Here is a 16,682-nt window from a genome sequence, read left to right on the forward strand (position 1 = left end):
TCGCTCGATGACCGACATCGCCTCCCTGCACAAGAACCTCGACCACGCCCTGATCCGCGACCGTCACCGCCTGCGCCGCCAGCTCCACGAACTGCGCAAGCAGGCGGAGCCGGACGAGGCCAGACTGGCGCAATGGCTGGAACGCTTCCAGGCGTCCTGCGCCAAGGTCGAGGCGCGCCGCACCAGCGTGCCGCGCATGCGCTACGACGACAGCCTGCCGATCGCCGCCAAGCGCGACGAGATCAAGGCCGCGCTGGAGAAGCACCAGGTGGTGGTGATCGCCGGCGAAACCGGCTCGGGCAAGACCACCCAGCTGCCGAAGATCTGCCTGGAGCTGGGCCGCGGCATACACGGCCTGATCGGCCACACCCAGCCGCGCCGGCTGGCCGCGCGCAGCGTGGCGACGCGGGTCGCCGAGGAGGTCGGCACGCCGCTGGGTTCGCTGGTGGGATACCAGGTGCGCTTCGAGGACCAGAGCGACGACAGCACCCTGGTCAAGCTGATGACCGACGGCATCCTGCTCGCCGAGACCCAGCACGACCGCTATCTGGAACGCTACGACACGATCATCGTCGACGAGGCCCACGAGCGCAGCCTGAACATCGACTTCCTGCTCGGCTTCCTCAAGACCCTGCTGCCGCGCCGGCCCGACCTCAAGCTGATCATCACCTCGGCGACCATCGATCTGGAGCGCTTCTCGAAGCATTTCGGCGACGCGCCCATCGTCGAGGTTTCCGGCCGCACCTATCCGGTGGATACCTGGTACCGCCCGCTGGCGGCGGAAGTGGACGAGGACGGCGAGGCGCTGTTCGACGATCTGTCGGTGGACGAGGGCATCCTCCGCGCGCTGGACGAGATCGCCGCCCACGAGCGCGAGGTCGGCAAGCGCCCCGGCGACGTGCTGGTGTTCCTTCCCGGCGAACGCGAGATCCGCGATGCCGCCGACATGCTGCGCAAGGCCAACCTGCGGCATACCGAGGTGCTGCCTTTATATGCACGGCTGACCCCGGCCGAGCAGCAGAAGATCTTCCAGCCCATGCCGGGGCGCAAGATCGTGCTCGCCACCAACGTCGCCGAAACCTCGCTGACCGTGCCGGGCATCCGCTACGTGATCGACAGCGGCACCGCGCGCATCAGCCGCTACAGCTACCGCGCCAAGGTCCAGCGCCTGCCCATCGAGGCGGTGTCCCAGGCCAGCGCCAACCAGCGCAAGGGCCGCTGCGGGCGGGTCGAGCCGGGCATCTGCGTGCGTCTGTACAGCGAGGAGGATTTCAACTCGCGGCCGGCTTTCACCGATCCGGAAATCCTCCGCACCAACCTGGCCGCGGTGATCCTGCAGATGCTCCATCTGCGCCTCGGCGACATCGAGGCCTTCCCCTTCATCGAGCCGCCGGACGGCAAGGCGATCAAGGACGGCTTCACCCTGCTGCAGGAACTCTCGGCGGTAAACCGCGAGGGCCAGCTCACCCCGCTGGGCCGCCAGCTCGCGCGCCTGCCCATCGATCCGCGCCTCGGCCGCATGCTGCTGGAGGCGGCCAACCAGGGCAGCCTGAACGAAGTGCTGACGGTAGCCAGCGCGCTCTCCGTGCAGGACCCGCGCGAACGCCCGATCGAACGCCAGCAGGCCGCCGACCAGGCCCATGCCCAGTGGAAGGACCCGGACTCCGACTTCGCCGCGCTGATCAACCTCTGGCGCGGCTTCGAGGAACAGCGCCAGGCGCTGGGCTCCAACGCGCTGCGCAGCTGGTGCCGGAAGAACTTCCTCAACTATCTGCGTCTGCGCGAGTGGCGGGATGCGCACCGGCAGCTGACGCTGATCTGCCGCGAGCTCAAGCTGCCGTTCGGCAAGGCAGAAGGGGCTTCTCGTAGGAGCGAGCTTGCTCGCGAACAACCCAACGCAGCGAAACCCCAGGACAACAAGGGCGCCAAGAGCGTTCGCGAGCAAGCTCGCTCCTACAAGGATGGAGAGCAGCCCAAGCGCGACATCGACTACGCCGCCGTGCACAAGGCGATCCTCTCCGGCCTGCTCAGCCAGATCGGCCAGAAGGCGGAGGAGGGCGATTACCTTGGGGCGCGCCAGCGGCGCTTCTGGATTCATCCGTCCAGTGTGATCGGCCGCAAGAAGCCGCAGTGGATCATGGCCGCCGAGCTGGTGGAGACCACCAAGCTGTTCGCCCGCATGGTCGCGAAGATCGAGCCGGACTGGCTGGAGCCGCTGGCCGGGCATCTGCTGAAGAGGAACCACCTGGAGCCGCACTGGGAGAAGAAGCGCGGCCAGGTCGTCGCCTACGAGCAGGTCACTCTCTACGGACTGATCATCGTTGGCCGCCGCGCCGTGCACTACGGGCCGATCGATCCGCCAGTGTCGCGCGAGCTGTTCATCCGCGAAGCACTGGTGCGCGGTGAGATCAACAGCCGGGCGAAGTGCCTGAGCGCCAACCGCCAGTTGCTGGAAAAGCTCGACGAACTGGAAGCCAAGGCGCGCCGGCGCGACATCCTCGCCGACGAGGAAACCCTGTTCGCCTACTACGACGCGCGGCTACCGGCAGACATCTACCAGACCGCCAGCTTCGAGAAATGGTACGAGCGCGAGCAGAAGCAGCAGCCCGACCTGCTGATCATGCGCGAGGAAGACGTGCTCGCCCGCGACGCCAGCGAGGTCACCGCCGGGCTCTACCCGGATCGCCTGCGTATCGGCGAACTGGAGCTGCCGCTGACCTACCACTTCGAACCCGGCCATCCGCGCGACGGCGTGACCATTCGCGTGCCCGCTCCATTGCTGCCGCAGCTGAAGGGCGAGCGTCTGGAATGGCTGGTCCCCGGCCTGCTGGAGGCCAAGTGCGTGGCTCTGGTGCGCAACCTGCCCAAGGCGATCCGCAAGAACTTCGTGCCGGTGCCGGACTTCGTCCGCGCTGCGCTGGGCAAGATGGTCTTCGCCGAAGGTGCGTTGCCGGAAGCGCTCGGCCGCGAGTTGCAGCGCATGACCGGCTCGCGCGTGCCGGATGAAGCGTGGGCGGAAGCCGAGGCCGGGGTGGAAAGCCATCTGCGCATGAACCTGGAAGTGGTCGATGCCCGCGGCAAGTTCCTCGGCGAAGGCCGCGATCTCGCCGAATTGACCGCACGCTTCGCCGAGGCCAGCCAGGCCGCGCTGGCCATCCCGCAGGCGGACAAGGCGCAGAAACCGGTGGAAGCCAAGGGCTTCGCCGAAGTGGCGGAAAAGGCCCAGCAGAAGATCGCCGGCCTGTCGATGACGGTCTACCCGGCGCTGGTGGAGGAAAGCGGCGCGGTGAAGGAGGGCCGTTTCCCGACCCAGGCCGAGGCCGAATTCCAGCATCGCCGCGCCCTGCAGCGCCTGCTCCTGCAACAGCTGGCCGAGCCGGCCAAGTTCCTCCGCGGCAAGCTGCCGGGGCAGACCGAGATGGGCCTGCTGTATCGCGATCTTGGCCGCGTCGAGGCGCTGGTGGAGGACATCCTGCTCGCCAGCCTGGACAGCTGCATCCTCGAAGGCGAGGCGCATCTGCCCCGCGACGGCGCCGCCCTGGCGTCGCTGGCGGAGAAGAAGCGCGGCGCCTGGACCGAGCACGCCGAGCGCCTGGCGCGCCTGGTGCTGGAAAGCCTGAAGCTCTGGCACGGCCTGCAGAAGCGCTTCAAGGGCAAGGTCGACCTGGCGATGACGGTGCCGCTCAACGATGTGAAGGGGCAAATGGCCAACCTGATCTACCCGGGCTTCGTCCGCGACACGCCGCTGGAGTGGCTGAAGGAATACCCGCGCTATCTCAAGGCGGTGGAACAGCGCCTGGACAAGGTCGCCGGCCAGGTCCAGCGCGACCGCGTGTGGAGCGGCGAGATGGCCGGCTACTGGGAGCAGTACAAGGCGCGCCTGGCCAAGCACTCCCAGGAAGGCAAGCGCGACCCGAACCTGGCGCTGTACCGCTGGATGCTGGAGGAATACCGCGTCTCGCTGTTCGCCCAGCAACTGGGGACGAAGCTGCCGGTGTCGGACAAGCGCCTGAGCAAGCAGTGGAGCCAGGTCGAAGCCTGAGCCGCAGGCAATGCGGCTGCTCCCCCTGATACCGGGGAGCAGCCGTGAACGCGCTCAGTGCCGCCCGGTCTTCACGCCAGGCCGCGCACCCGCTTCGTGGTCATCTGATCTCGCCGCAGAACAGGTCCTGGTTGCCGTCGGCCGGACTGCTGCGCAGGACGATCGAATAATCCCCCGAGCGCAGCTCGTCCATGCTGACCGGCGCCGTTCTCGACAGTCCCGTGGTGTCGCCGAAGAAATCATGCTGGGTGGTGACGATACGGTTCAGTTCGTACGCCGGCTGGGCGCCGGGACTCTCGCAGGAACCCGGGTAGATGTAGGCGTAGAGGTGGAGGGGCAGGGCCGCATTGTCCGGTGCGCCGGAGTAGTACAGGTTCACGCTGGTTTCGCTGCCGCGGTCCTTCAGAATTGCCTGGCCGATGTGCCCCGCGAAGGCCGGGGCGGCTTCCAGCGGCACGGCGATTACCTGTCCGGTCGCCGTTCCGTATGCCAGCAGCCCGGCTGACGCGATCAACAACGCCAGCCCGATTTTCTTCGTCTTCTTCGTGTTCATAGCTGACCACCTGCTGTAGTGGGAATTACTGCGATGGCCCCCGCGTTCATATTAGGCGCATGCCGCGCCGTTCCCGAGGTCTCGTGACATGCGGTAGCTCCCGGCATGCATCCGGGCGCACGGAGTTCATTGGCGAGGCGGTTTCAAGCCGGGTATCGTTCGCCATTCGATCACACCGGTAATGGAGAACCCCATGAGCCTGCAAGGCACCTACGATCCGCAGAACATCTTCGCCATGATCATTCGTGGCGAGGCGCCGTGCTACAAGCTGTACGAGGACGACGACGTGCTCGCCTTCCTCGACCTGTTCCCGCAGTCCTTCGGCCATACCCTGGTGATCCCGAAGAAGGCGCAGGCGCGCAACCTGCTGGAGATCGACGCGGACAGCCTGTGCAAGATGACCCTCGCGGTGCAGAAGCTGACCCGAGTGCTGGTCGACGAACTGCAGCCGGACGGCGTGCAGGTCGCCCAGTTCAACGGCGCGCCGGCCGGGCAGACGGTGTTCCACATCCACATGCACATCATCCCGCGCTTTGCCGGCCAGGGGCTGGGCATCCACGCCGCGCAGAAGGCCGATCCGGCCGAGCTGGAGAAGCTGCAGGCGCGCCTGGTGCAGCGGATTCGCGGCTGATGCGGCAAGCGCCGGCGCTTCAGTGGATTGCGCCGCAGAAGATGTCGTAGTTGCCGTCCGCCGGGCTGGTGCGCAGGACGATGGAGTAGTCGCCGGCGCGCAGGGTGGCGAGCGGAACGGGCGCCACCTTGTACAGCGACCAGCCGGCGCCGACCTGCCGGTTGCGATGGGTCACGGCAGTGTCGTTGAGCTCGTAGGCGGGTCTGGCGTCCGGGCTGGCGCAGGCGCCCTGGTAGATGTAGGTGTACAGCCGCAGCGGGCGGGTGGTGCCCTGGGGCGCGCCACTGATGAAGACGGTCATGTAGGTCTTGCCGTCGGCGGGGGAGAGCGTCGCCTGGCCGATGCGGCCCGCGTTTCGCTGGGTGGCATCGAGCATGACATTCACCGGCTCGCCTTCCTTCCCCGCCGAAGCGCACGCGCACAGCGCCGCCATCAGTGGCAGCGCGAGCATGGATTTCATCTTCATCGCCATTCTCCTGCTGCCTGCAGGCCGTTCTTCACTATAAGGACCGGCAGGCTGGTCGGGCGGCGAAGCGACGATTGGCGCGGGTCCTAGTCGAGCTGGCGGATGTCGTAGCCGATGCGGTTGTCGCTGAGGATGCGGAAGCGCCCGGTCTCGCCGGCGGCCAGGGTGACCGCCAGTTCGCGGCGCAGGTAGCCCTTGCTGCAGAGTCCGTCGCCTTCTTCGTCGATGCCGATACCGACCACATGGGTGCCGGGCGGAACATGGAAGCTGGCCGACTCGCTGGCGCCGATGCGGGCGACGAGCTGGCGGTCGATGGAAAAGGCCACGAAGCAGCCGGCGCCGAGGAAGCCGGTGTCGCGTTCCACCGTCAGTTGCGTGCTGTGCGCCGTCGCCTGCTGGTAGGCGAGCAGGCGCTTTTCGGGCACCGGTTGCACCTCGTCGCTGGGCACGGATGAACAGCCGGCCAGGGCCAGCAACGACAGTACGGCAAGGATCGAGCGCATGGGTTCCCTCCATGATGGACTCAGCGAAGGCTAGCCCAGGATCGCTCCGGGTGCCGCAGCATCTGTGGTCATTGGCGGATGAAGCGTTCCGCTGCATGCGCCCTGCGGACAGACCGCCCGGTCGGAAAGTGGACGAAATCAGATTTCGGGTAATTTCCCCGGCGATTGCTTTGCCGGGGCGTTTTTTCGCGGCAATTTGCAGCATAATCCTCCGCCATGTCCGTGCCGCAGAAGCGGCGCGGCGAAAGGCCGTCAGGCGGCTGCGCAGGCGATTCGCGCCTCGGGCTGCCAGAATGATCTGCGGTCGGCGTCCCGCTCGCGGCGGGACCGAGAATTTCCGGCGTCGCCCAGCGTGCGGCGCGTCGAAGCCCAACCCGATTGAGAAGAGGATTGACCGTGCATAAAGTCGTGATCAGCGGTACCGGTCTGTATACCCCGCCGTTCAGCATCTCCAACGATGAACTGGTGGAGTCCTTCAATACCTACGTCCACCAGTACAACGCGCAGCATGCCGAGGCCATCGGCAAGGGCGAGCTGGAGCCGCTGAGCGAGTCGAGCTCGGCCTTCATCGAGAAGGCCTCCGGCATCAAGAGCCGCTTCGTGGTGGACAAGGCCGGCATCCTCGATCCGCAGCGCATGGTTCCGCGCATTCCCGAACGCAGCAACGAGGACTGGGGCATCCTCTGCGAGATGGCCGTCGCCGCCGCCCGGGAAGCGCTGCAGCGCGCCGGCCGCACTGCGGCGGATATCGATGGGGTGATAGTCGCCTGCTCCAACCTGCAGCGCGCCTATCCGGCGGTCGCCATCGAAGTGCAGGCGGCGCTGGGCATCCAGGGCTTCGGTTTCGACATGAACGTGGCCTGTTCCTCCGCCACCTTCGGCCTGCAGGCGGCGGTCAATGCCGTGCAGCTCGGCCAGGCGCGGGCGATGCTGCTGGTCAATCCGGAAATCTGCTCCGGCCACCTGAACTTCCGCGACCGCGACAGCCACTTCATCTTCGGCGACGCGGCCACCGCGGTGATCGTCGAGCGCGCCGACCAGGCCACCTCGCCACAGCAGTTCGAGGTGCTGGACATCAAGTTGCTGACCCAGTTCTCCAACAACATCCGCAACAACTTCGGCTTCCTCAACCGCGCGGCGGAAGAGGGCATCGGCACCCGCGACAAGCTGTTCGTGCAGGAAGGCCGCAAGGTGTTCAAGGAAGTCTGCCCGATGGTCGCCGAGCTGATCGGCGAGCAGCTGGCGCGCAACGACATCCCGGTCAGCGACGTGAAGCGCTTCTGGCTGCACCAGGCCAACCTCAACATGAACCATCTGATCGCCCGCAAGCTGCTCGGCCGCGACGCCGAACCGCAGGAGGCGCCGGTGATCCTCGACACCTACGCCAACACCAGTTCGGCCGGTTCGGTGATCGCCTTCCACAAGCACCAGGACGACCTGCCGTCCGGCTCCATCGGCGTGCTCAGCTCGTTCGGCGCGGGCTACTCGATCGGCAGCGTGATCCTGCGCAAGCGCTGATCATCCGGGGGAGCCATCACGGCTCCCTCTTGCTTTCCGGCTCCTGCCGCTCCCGCCACGCATCCAGCCCGCCGGACAGCGCCCAGGTCCGCTGATGCCCCGACGCCCGCAGCCGCTCGGCCAGCATCGCCGCCGACAGCTCGTGAGGGCAGGCGCAGTAGATCACCACGTCGGTATCGGCGAGGTCGTCCTTCAGCGCGTCCAGCGGGCTGTCGAGGCCGAAGGCGATGGCCCCGGGAATCCCGTCGCCGCCGGCCTCCGCGCGGACGTCGAGGATCAGGGGCACGCGTTCCTGGTTCAGCCGCTCGCGCAGCTCGTCGACGCTGATGCGCGGAATCCGTGCGGTGCGCCGCAGCAGGTTGTAGCGCCGCCACAGGCGCCAGGCGATGAACAGGACGAAGGCGCCGGCCAGCAGCATCACACCCAGCGTGGCGTATTCCTGCAGCAGGCCGAGCAACTGGTCGACGGTTTCGCTGAAGATGCCGCCAAGCAGCAGCGCGGAGCCCGCCCACAGTGCCGCGCCGGCGACGTCGTAGCCGACGAAGCGGCGCCAGGCGGTGCGGGTCATGCCGGCCATGGTGGTGGACAGCGCGCTGGCGCCCGGCAGGAACTTCGACATCAGCAGGGCGCGCGGGCCGATGCGCAGGTACAGGCCCTGGCTCTGGCGGATGCAGCTGTCCTGGGAGAGGGAGATCCGGCAGATGCTCTTCAGCAGGAATCCGCCGTAATGCCGGCCGGCCAGGTACCAGGCGCAGTCGGCGATCAGGCAGGCGAGCACGGCGACCGCCAGCGCCTCGCCCAGCGGCACGCCGCTGCCCTGCAACGCCAGCGCTCCGGCGACTATCAGTGCCGGGTAGGCGGGGATCGGCAGGCCCAGCTGTTCCAGCAGGACGTTGAAGAACAGCAGGAGCAGGCCGTGGCGTTCGATCAGCGGTTGGAGTTCATGCATGTGGATTCCTGTCCTGCCGTGGTGGATTCGACTGCTTCGCAGCATAACCCCAGTGGAGAGAGGTGGATTCTTATCGCTAGACGCGATCAAAAGTTCCGCTGTAATAAAAGTTTTATCTTCATGCAACCTTTCTGAAATACCCCCTCGCCAACATTCCCGCAGCACGAACAGGCCGCCAGACGGCTGCGCAAGACCTTTGGGGGGCGGCGCGACAGCCAGGCCGTCGATGCTTCAAAAACCATTGAGGGGAAAATCCGATGATCCGCAAGCATTTCGGCGGCTTTACCGCCACGACTCTGGCACAGGCCGTAGTGGGGGCCATGGTTCTGCCGAGCCTGGCGCACGCCGAATTCATCAAGGACAGTAAAGCCAGCGTCGAACTGCGCAACTACTACTTCAACCGCGATTTCCGCCAGGCCAGCGATCCCGTGCCGAGCCAGAGCAAGCAGGAAGAGTGGGGCCAGAGCTTCATCCTCAAGTACGAGTCCGGCTTCACCGAGGGCCTGGTCGGCTTCGGTCTGGATGCCCTGGGCGGTCTCGCCCTGAAACTCGACTCCAGCCCGGACCGCAGCGGCACCGGCCTGCTGCAGCAGGATCGTGAAACCAGGCGCGCCCAGGACAGCTACAGCGACCTCGGCGTGACCGCCAAGGTGCGCGTGTCCAAGACCACCCTGAAGGGCGGCACCCTGGCGCCGAAGCTGCCGATCCTCGTATCCAACGATTCCCGCCTGCTGCCGCAGACCTTCTCCGGCGGCTCGCTGAACTCGCTGGACATCAGCAACCTGACCTTCGATGCCGGCCACCTGACCCAGGTGAACCAGCGCAACTCGCAGGACTACGAGGACATGACCGTCACCACCGGCGGCAAGCGCAACATCACCGGTGCGGTCGCTTCCGACAAGTTCGACTACGCCGGCGCCGGCTACAAGTGGACCGACAACCTCACCACCAGCTACTACTACGCCAAGCTGGAAGACAACTACTCGCAGCACTACCTGAACCTGGTGCACACGCTGCCGATCGCCGACAAGCAGTCGCTGAAGTCCGACGTGCGCTGGGCGCGCTCCAACGACGAAGGCAACACCAACGTCGACAACAAGGCGTTCAACGCCATGTTCACCTACAGCCTGGGCTACCACGCCTTCGGCGTCGGCTATCAGGACATGAGCGGCGACACCGGCTTCGCCTTCGTCAATGGCGCCGACCCGTTCCTGGTGAACTACATCCAGATCGGTGACTTCGCCAGCAAGGACGAGCAATCCTGGCAGGCGCGCTACGACTACAACTTCGCCGGCCTCGGCATTCCCGGCCTGACCTTCATGACCCGCTACGTCAGCGGCGACAACGTTGACCAACTGAGAGTGGGAGCGGACGACGGCAAGGAGTGGGAACGCAACACCGACATCGGCTACGTCTTCCAGGAAGGCCCGCTGAAGAACCTGGGCGTGAAATGGCGTAACGCGACCATGCGCTCCAACTTCAGCAACGACATCGACGAGAACCGCCTGATCGTCAGCTACAGCATGCCGCTCTGGTAACAGTCGCGACGCAGATCCGGTTCGAGCCTTTATGCCGCCCGCCTGACCCAGGCGCGCGGCATTTTTTTCATTCGCGCACGACCTGGCCGGTGAACACCAGGGTCGCGCGGCAGCGGCGGCAGAAATAGCGCCGGCCCTGGGCGACCAGGTTGTGGCGCTGGCTGGAGAAGGGGAAGTCGCTGCTTTCCACGCAATGGCAGCGGTAGATGTAGCGGGTCATGTGGCGCCGCTGGATTTCGTAGGTATGGCAGCGGTCCGGCGGCAGGCCGTAGATCCCGCGCATGATCAGCTGCCATTCATCGCCGTGCGGGCGGATGTGCGGGCCGAACATCTGGTGCGCGACCAGGTGCGCGACCTCGTGGGCGACGGTCTGGCTGAGGAAGTGTTCGCGGTTTTCCCGGTACAGCTGCGGATTGAAGCGCAGCAGGTTCTCGTGCAGATGGGCGACGCCGGCCTTCTGCCCGCGCAGGCGGAAATTCACTTCCGGGCGGGGAAAGCGGCGCTGGAAAAATTCTTCCGCCTGCCGGTAGCAGGCTTCGACGCGGGCGTGCAGTTGTTCGGGCATGGGACGGATTATGCCGGAGCGGGGCGGCTGAGCCCCAGCGCCAGACGCTTCCGCTCGTCCGGGCGGGCAAAGAAAAACCGGGCGCGAGGCCCGGTTTCGTCAGCAGGTGAGCCTTACATGTATTCCGGGCCGATGCCGCTGCCCCACAGCACCACCGAGATGGCGATCATCGCCACCAGTACCACGAGTCCCACCGCCAGCACCGAGCTGGAGAAGAGGAACCCTTCGTCCTTGGGTATGTTCATGAAGGTCGGGATGCCCACGTAGAGCAGATATGTCGTGTAGCAGGCCGCCAGCGTTACGATGACCATGCCCAGCCACAGGTTCGGATACAGCGCCGCCAGGCCGCCGATGAACAGCGGAGTCGCGGTGTAGGCAGCGAACACTATGCACTGGGTGAGCGTCGGCGAAGCGTCGTAGGTGCGCGCCATCCAGTGGATGAAGGCGCCCATCACGGCGACGCCGGCGAGCATCGCCACGTAGGTCAGTATGGTCAGTTGCAGCGCGCTGGAAGCGGTCAACTTGACCGGCCCGGCGTTGCCCACGACCCAGCCGACCTGGGTGGTGCCTATGTATGCGGAAATTACAGGAATGGCAGCGAGAATCAGGACATGGGTCAGGTACATATGGCTGATGCTTTCCTCTTCGCCACGGATTTCCTGCCATTCCTGATCGGGATGGGTGAAGAGCCCCCACACATGATGGATCATGTCAGCAACCTCCTCGTTCTTATACAGGCCGCCCCCCAGCGAGGCGCCGGGGACGCGTAGCCAGCGTCTCCCGGTGCCAGGCCGACCTATGCGACCTTATGACGCAGTATAGGGTAGGCTCCGAAGCGGCGTCGTCCGTGGGGTTAGAGCGAATCGAAGCTTGAGGGTGGGCGTTAATAGCGATGCAGCATTTGCTGGCGAAGGGCCGCGCCTCGCCGAATTCCTTCGTCGACGGGGCTGGGGTGAGCGAGCCTTTGCGCGTAAAATAGCCAGCTTTTCGTCTTCCCTGCGGATTCCACAGCACCATGGGCACCCTTTCGGTCAACCAGAACAAACTGCAGAAACGCCTGCGCCGCCTCGCCGGCGAAGCCATCGCCGACTTCAACATGATCGAGGATGGCGACAAGGTCATGGTCTGCCTGTCCGGCGGCAAGGACAGCTACACCATGCTCGACATCCTGCTGTACCTGCAGAAGGTGGCGCCGATCCGCTTCGAAATCGTCGCGGTAAATATGGACCAGAAACAGCCCGGCTTCCCGGAGCACGTGCTGCCGCAGTACCTCGAATCCATCGGCGTGCCCTACCACATCATCGAGAAGGACACCTATTCGGTGGTGAAGGAGAAGATCCCCGAGGGCAAGACCACCTGCTCGCTGTGCTCGCGCCTGCGCCGCGGCACGCTGTACACCTACGCCGACGAGATCGGCGCGACCAAGATGGCCCTCGGTCACCACCGCGACGACATCCTGGAAACCTTCTTCCTCAACATGTTCTACGGCGGCACGCTGAAGGCCATGCCGCCGAAGCTGCTCTCCGACGACGGCCGCAACGTGGTGATCCGTCCGCTGGCCTACTGCAGCGAGAAGGACATCGAGGCCTATTCGGTGCTCAGGGAATTCCCGATCATCCCGTGCAACCTCTGCGGCTCGCAGGACAACCTGCAGCGCCAGGTGGTCAAGGAAATGCTCCAGGAGTGGGAACGCAAGTCGCCGGGGCGCACCGAGATCATGTTCCGCTCCCTGCAGAACGTGGTGCCGTCGCAACTCGCCGACCGCAACCTGTTCGACTTCACCAGCCTGCGCGTCGACGACAATGCCACCCCGCGTTTCCTCGACGTGATGAGCCTCTGAGGGACTTTCGCAGGATGGGTTGAGCTTGCGATACCCATCGTTGCCCGGATCAAGGATCGACCATGCGCGACTATCAATGGCTGTACGAATACTGCGTCAACCGTTTCGGTTCGGTGGAGGCGCTGGAAGCGCGCCTGCCGCAGCCGAAGAGTGCGGCGGAACTGGCCGCGGTTGGCGATGACCGCTACCTGTCGCTGATCAGCCTGCGTATCTTCCGCGCCGGCCTCAAGCACAGCCTGGTGGACGCCAAGTGGCCGGCCTTCGAGGAAGTGTTCTTCGGCTTCGATCCGCAGAAGGTCGTGCTGATGGGCGGCGAGCGCCTGGAAAACCTCATGCAGGACGCCCGCCTGATCCGCCATCTCGGCAAGCTCAAGAGCGTGCCGCTGAACGCCCAGATTATCCTCGACATCGCCCGTGAGCACGGCAGCTTCGGCAAACTGCTGGCGGACTGGCCGGTGACCGACATCGTCGGTCTGTGGAAACTGCTGGCCAAGCGCGGTAATCAACTGGGCGGGCTTTCCGCGCCGCGCTTCCTGCGCATGGCGGGGAAGGACAGCTTCATCCCCACCGACGACGTGGTCGCCGCACTGAAGGCGCAGGAAATCATCGACAAGGCGCCGACCAGCCAGAAGGACCTGGCGGCGGTGCAGACCGCCTTCAACCACTGGCACGAACAGAGCGGTCGACCGCTGTGCCAGCTTTCGGTCATGCTGGCGCATACGGTGAACCACTGACAGGTAGCGGGGGAGACGGCATGGATTCGGCGATCGAGCGCACCGCGGCGGCACTGCAACGGGCCGAGCGAATCCTCGTCATCACCGGCGCCGGCCTCTCCGCCGATTCCGGCATGCCCACCTATCGCGGCCTGGGCGGCCTCTACAACGGCCTGACCGAGGAAGGCCTGCCGATCGAGTCGGCGCTGTCCGGGCCGATGCTCCAGCGCAATCCGGAACTGTGCTGGAAATACCTGGCGGAGCTGGGCAAGGCCTGCCTGCGGGCCGCGCCGAATCCCGGACACGAGGCGATCGCCGAACTGCAGCGGCGCAAGCCGGAGTGCTGGGTGCTGACGCAGAACATCGACGGCTTCCACCACCGCGCCGGCTCCCCGGCGGAACGGCTGATCGAAATCCACGGGGTGCTGAGCCCGTTGTTCTGCCAGTCCTGCGGTGCTGAAAGTGCGGAACTGGAAGAACATCTGCACCGCCCGCTGCCGCCACGCTGCGCCGCTTGCGGCGGGGTGCTGCGGCCGCCGGTGGTGCTGTTCGAGGAAATGCTGCCGGAGGAGGCGATCGATACGCTCTATGCGCAATTGCGCAAGGGTTTCGACGCGGTTCTGCTGGTCGGCACCACCGCGAGTTTCCCCTACATCATCGAACCCGTGCTGCGCACCAGGGCCGAAGGCGGTTTCACTGCCGAGATCAATCCGGCGGCCACCGATCTCAGCGCCGCGGTCGATGAACGACTGGAAGGAAAGGCCTTAGATATTCTGCCGCGCCTGCTGAGTCACATTTCCCGATAAAAAACTTGCATTGGGTCCATCGAGCGGGCAAATTAGCCCGCTAACGGAAACTAATGAGTCACGGTCGTGCCCATGCTTAAGCGCTTCGCACCCCTCGTGCCCATGAGTTTCGTCTTGCTGCTGGCCGCATGCGCCAGCCATTCGCCCGCATCGCGTCAGGACCAGGCTGCAGTCGCATCGCAAGCCACCCATGCCGCGCAGATTGACCAACAAAAGGCAACGGCGGCGGATATCGAGCAAGGCGAGGGGGCAGGAAATAAAAAAGAAGACTCGTCCATTCGAGTCTCCAGCATTCTGGATCGCGCGTTCGAACTGATCGGCACGCCGTACCGCTTCGGCGGTCGCTCCGAGAAGACCGGGTTCGATTGCAGCGGCTTCGTCGGATATCTGTTCCGCGAAGAGGCCGGCATCAATCTGCCGCGCTCCACCCGGGAAATGATCAACATGGACGTCCCGCTGGTCTCCAAGGAAGACCTGCAACCGGGCGACCTGATCTTCTTCAACAATCGCGGTCGTGGCCGGGTCAGCCATACCGGGATCTATATCGGCGATGGCCAGTTCATCCATTCCGCCAGCCGTCGTAGCGGTGGGGTGCGGGTGGACAGCCTGGACGAGAGTTACTGGCGCCTGAGCTATCTCGAAGCCAAGCGCGTTCTCGAGCCGGGTTACCAGCCACGCTTTTCCATGAACCGCTAAACTTAAAGTTTTACTTTAAGTATTGCGTTCAAGTCCATGTAAGCGCAAAGTGATGGCATCCTGATCAGGATGCCATCATCATGCATGCTCCTCAGCGAATCCTTCTTCTCGCCATCCTCGCTTCCCTGGCCGCCTGCGCCAGCCGGACTCCGCCGGCACCTCCGCCCGTGGTTTCAGCGCCGTCCACCAGTGCCTATTCGCCGGCTGCCGACGACATCCTGATCCGCGCCATCGGCCTGGTGGGAACACCTTACCGTTGGGGTGGCAACACGCCGGAAGGCGGCTTCGATTGCAGCGGCCTGATCGGCTACGTCTACCGCGATTCCATCGGTCTGCAGCTGCCGCGCTCGACCCGGGAAATGATCGTCATGCGCGCCCCCAGCGTGTCGCGCGCCGCCCTGCAGAGCGGCGATCTGGTGTTTTTCGCCACCGCCGGTGGACGAACCGTGAGCCATGCCGGTATCTATGTCGGGGAAGGGCGCTTCGTGCACGCGCCCCGCACGGGCGGGACGGTACGCCTGGACAGCCTCGACAACGCCTACTGGCAGAAAGCGTTCCTCGACGCCAAGCGCGTGCTGGCCGGACAGAGCCTCGCCCTCCACCCCTGATATCCGGGAGGGCACATGACCACTCGTACGCTGAATCTGGACGACGCGCTGTACCAGTACATGCTCGACGTCTCCCTGCGCGACACACCGCTGAAGGCCCGTCTGCGCGCGGAAACCGCGCTGCTGCCGAATTCCCGCTGGCAGATCGCCGCCGAGCAGGGCCAGTTCCTCGCCCTGCTGGTGAATCTGCTCGGCGCCCACCGCATCCTCGAAATCGGCACTTTCACCGGCTACAGCGCCCTGTGCATGGCCGAAGCCCTGCCCGCGGACGGCCGCATCCTCTGCTGCGACCTGCCCGACGACTACAACCAGACCGCCCACTCGTACTGGCGCGAAGCCGGCGTCGATTCGCGCATCGAACTGCGCCTAGGCCCGGCACTGGAAACCCTCGCCGCGCTGGACGAGCCGGAAAGCTTCGACCTGGTCTTCATCGACGCCGACAAGGCCAACTACCCGACCTACCTCGAACACGCCCTGCGCCTGCTGCGCACAGGCGGGCTGGCGGTGTTCGACAACGTCCTCTGGAGCGGCCGCGTCCTCGAAACCAACCCGGACAGCCCCGACACCCGCGCCATCCAGCAACTGAACCGCGCCCTGAAGGTGGACGAGCGGGTGGACTACTCGCTGCTGCCGCTAGGCGATGGCATGAGCCTGTGCCGAAAACGCTGACGGGCTTGCCTGGACAAGGCCCCTTGGCTAGATTCTGCAGGTAATCGGGCCGATAGCTCAGCTGGGAGAGCGCCGCGTTCGCAATGCGGAGGTCGGGAGTTCGATCCTCCTTCGGTCCACCAGATTCAAAGGCTCGCAGTGATGCGGGCCTTTGTTGTTTTCGGGGCAGAGGATCCGCTGCCCGCAGCATGTCTTCATGCCGTGGCTACTGGAGAATGATCGGGCAGGGAGCGGCCGAGGCTGTGTAAAAACGCGGCGGGTGATGAATAGCTGGATGTTGGGTTGTTTTAGCAGCGCCCAGAGGCCCCATGGGCGCTGGGCGTGTCGATCCGAGTCATTCAACTGCCTTGGGAAAGTGTGGCTCCGCGATGCTGTGCGACGGGCTCAGCGGGCCGCCAATGGAGTTTCAGGCCTTAATGGCGGCCATCAGCGCACTATTGCCCAGCAGGTTCAGCACTCGTTTGAAGTTGTAAGCGAGCACATGCAGGCTCATCTCCGTGCTCACCCGCTCGAGCGTTCGGGTGAGGAAATGGGTGGCACCCATCCAGGCCTTCAGCGTGCCGAATGGGTGCTCCACCGTCTGGC

Annotated in this window: 17 protein-coding genes and 1 tRNA gene; 11 read left to right on the plus strand and 7 right to left on the minus strand. The window is 65.2% G+C overall.

Annotated features, from left to right (window positions below):
- Positions 1 to 7: 7 nt before the first annotated feature.
- The gene (gene hrpA, locus BLR75_RS20425; protein ID WP_084313676.1) at positions 8 to 4,042 is read left to right on the plus strand and encodes an ATP-dependent RNA helicase HrpA; all 4,035 of its coding nucleotides are present in this window, start codon (positions 8 to 10) and stop codon (positions 4,040 to 4,042) included.
- A gap of 100 nt (positions 4,043 to 4,142) precedes the next feature.
- Here hrpA and BLR75_RS20430 read toward each other — a convergent pair whose 3' ends face one another.
- Positions 4,143 to 4,595, minus strand: coding sequence for a hypothetical protein (locus BLR75_RS20430; RefSeq protein ID WP_084313674.1), 453 nt, complete (start codon positions 4,593 to 4,595; stop codon positions 4,143 to 4,145).
- A 193-nt stretch (positions 4,596 to 4,788) separates the two neighbouring features.
- Here BLR75_RS20430 and BLR75_RS20435 point away from each other — a divergent pair, with 193 nt between their 5' ends.
- The gene (locus tag BLR75_RS20435) at positions 4,789 to 5,226 is read left to right on the plus strand and encodes an HIT family protein (RefSeq protein WP_084313673.1); all 438 of its coding nucleotides are present in this window, start codon (positions 4,789 to 4,791) and stop codon (positions 5,224 to 5,226) included.
- A gap of 19 nt (positions 5,227 to 5,245) precedes the next feature.
- On the opposite strand, the gene BLR75_RS20440 is transcribed toward BLR75_RS20435, so the two are convergent.
- Together BLR75_RS20440 and BLR75_RS20445 are read right to left on the minus strand one after the other, a co-directional pair.
- Positions 5,246 to 5,692: a hypothetical protein gene (locus BLR75_RS20440; RefSeq protein ID WP_084313671.1), complete on the minus strand. Its 447-nt coding sequence runs from the start codon at positions 5,690 to 5,692 to the stop codon at positions 5,246 to 5,248.
- A gap of 86 nt (positions 5,693 to 5,778) precedes the next feature.
- Positions 5,779 to 6,195, minus strand: a complete 417-nt coding sequence (locus tag BLR75_RS20445) for a 3-isopropylmalate dehydratase (protein WP_084313669.1) — start codon at positions 6,193 to 6,195, stop codon at positions 5,779 to 5,781.
- A gap of 396 nt (positions 6,196 to 6,591) precedes the next feature.
- Between BLR75_RS20445 and BLR75_RS20450 the strand changes: the two genes are divergently transcribed.
- Positions 6,592 to 7,713, plus strand: coding sequence for a beta-ketoacyl-ACP synthase III (locus BLR75_RS20450; RefSeq protein ID WP_084313804.1), 1,122 nt, complete (start codon positions 6,592 to 6,594; stop codon positions 7,711 to 7,713).
- Between the two features lie 16 nt (positions 7,714 to 7,729).
- Here the strand turns inward: BLR75_RS20450 and BLR75_RS20455 are convergent, their stop codons facing one another.
- Positions 7,730 to 8,662 (minus strand): DedA family protein/thiosulfate sulfurtransferase GlpE, encoded by a 933-nt coding sequence (locus tag BLR75_RS20455; protein WP_084313667.1) that lies wholly within the window; start codon positions 8,660 to 8,662, stop codon positions 7,730 to 7,732.
- Positions 8,663 to 8,982: 320 nt separating this feature from the next.
- Between BLR75_RS20455 and BLR75_RS20460 the strand changes: the two genes are divergently transcribed.
- Positions 8,983 to 10,200, plus strand: coding sequence for an OprD family porin (locus BLR75_RS20460; RefSeq protein WP_371858138.1), 1,218 nt, complete (start codon positions 8,983 to 8,985; stop codon positions 10,198 to 10,200).
- Between the two features lie 67 nt (positions 10,201 to 10,267).
- Here BLR75_RS20460 and BLR75_RS20465 read toward each other — a convergent pair whose 3' ends face one another.
- Positions 10,268 to 10,765 carry a SprT family zinc-dependent metalloprotease gene (locus BLR75_RS20465; protein ID WP_084313663.1) on the minus strand — a complete coding sequence of 166 codons (498 nt, stop codon included), beginning with the start codon at positions 10,763 to 10,765 and terminating at the stop codon, positions 10,268 to 10,270.
- A 113-nt stretch (positions 10,766 to 10,878) separates the two neighbouring features.
- On the minus strand, positions 10,879 to 11,475 hold the full coding sequence (locus tag BLR75_RS20470) for a Yip1 family protein (RefSeq protein ID WP_084313661.1): 597 nt from the start codon (positions 11,473 to 11,475) through the stop codon (positions 10,879 to 10,881).
- 305 nt (positions 11,476 to 11,780) lie between these two features.
- Between BLR75_RS20470 and ttcA the strand changes: the two genes are divergently transcribed.
- The 7 genes from ttcA to BLR75_RS20505 all read left to right on the plus strand — a co-directional run bounded on the left by ttcA (position 11,781) and on the right by BLR75_RS20505 (position 16,219).
- Positions 11,781 to 12,605, plus strand: coding sequence for a tRNA 2-thiocytidine(32) synthetase TtcA (gene ttcA / locus BLR75_RS20475; RefSeq protein ID WP_084313659.1), 825 nt, complete (start codon positions 11,781 to 11,783; stop codon positions 12,603 to 12,605).
- A gap of 62 nt (positions 12,606 to 12,667) precedes the next feature.
- Positions 12,668 to 13,339: a DNA-3-methyladenine glycosylase I gene (locus BLR75_RS20480; RefSeq protein ID WP_084313657.1), complete on the plus strand. Its 672-nt coding sequence runs from the start codon at positions 12,668 to 12,670 to the stop codon at positions 13,337 to 13,339.
- Between the two features lie 20 nt (positions 13,340 to 13,359).
- Complete coding sequence (locus tag BLR75_RS20485; RefSeq protein WP_084313655.1) at positions 13,360 to 14,124, plus strand: NAD-dependent deacylase; 765 nt, start codon at positions 13,360 to 13,362, stop codon at positions 14,122 to 14,124.
- Positions 14,125 to 14,196: 72 nt separating this feature from the next.
- Complete coding sequence (locus BLR75_RS20490; protein WP_371858136.1) at positions 14,197 to 14,820, plus strand: C40 family peptidase; 624 nt, start codon at positions 14,197 to 14,199, stop codon at positions 14,818 to 14,820.
- A gap of 80 nt (positions 14,821 to 14,900) precedes the next feature.
- Positions 14,901 to 15,428, plus strand: coding sequence for a C40 family peptidase (locus tag BLR75_RS20495; protein WP_084313652.1), 528 nt, complete (start codon positions 14,901 to 14,903; stop codon positions 15,426 to 15,428).
- A 15-nt stretch (positions 15,429 to 15,443) separates the two neighbouring features.
- Entirely contained in the window at positions 15,444 to 16,097 is a 654-nt protein-coding gene (locus BLR75_RS20500; protein WP_084313650.1) for an O-methyltransferase, read from the plus strand.
- 46 nt (positions 16,098 to 16,143) lie between these two features.
- Positions 16,144 to 16,219, plus strand: a tRNA-Ala gene (locus tag BLR75_RS20505).
- A gap of 284 nt (positions 16,220 to 16,503) precedes the next feature.
- Here BLR75_RS20505 and BLR75_RS20510 read toward each other — a convergent pair.
- The coding region (locus tag BLR75_RS20510) for a transposase (protein ID WP_139207024.1) at positions 16,504 to 16,682 on the minus strand (179 nt) is incomplete at its 5' end.

This window comes from Pseudomonas jinjuensis (assembly GCF_900103845.1).
GTDB lineage: Bacteria > Pseudomonadota > Gammaproteobacteria > Pseudomonadales > Pseudomonadaceae > Pseudomonas > Pseudomonas jinjuensis.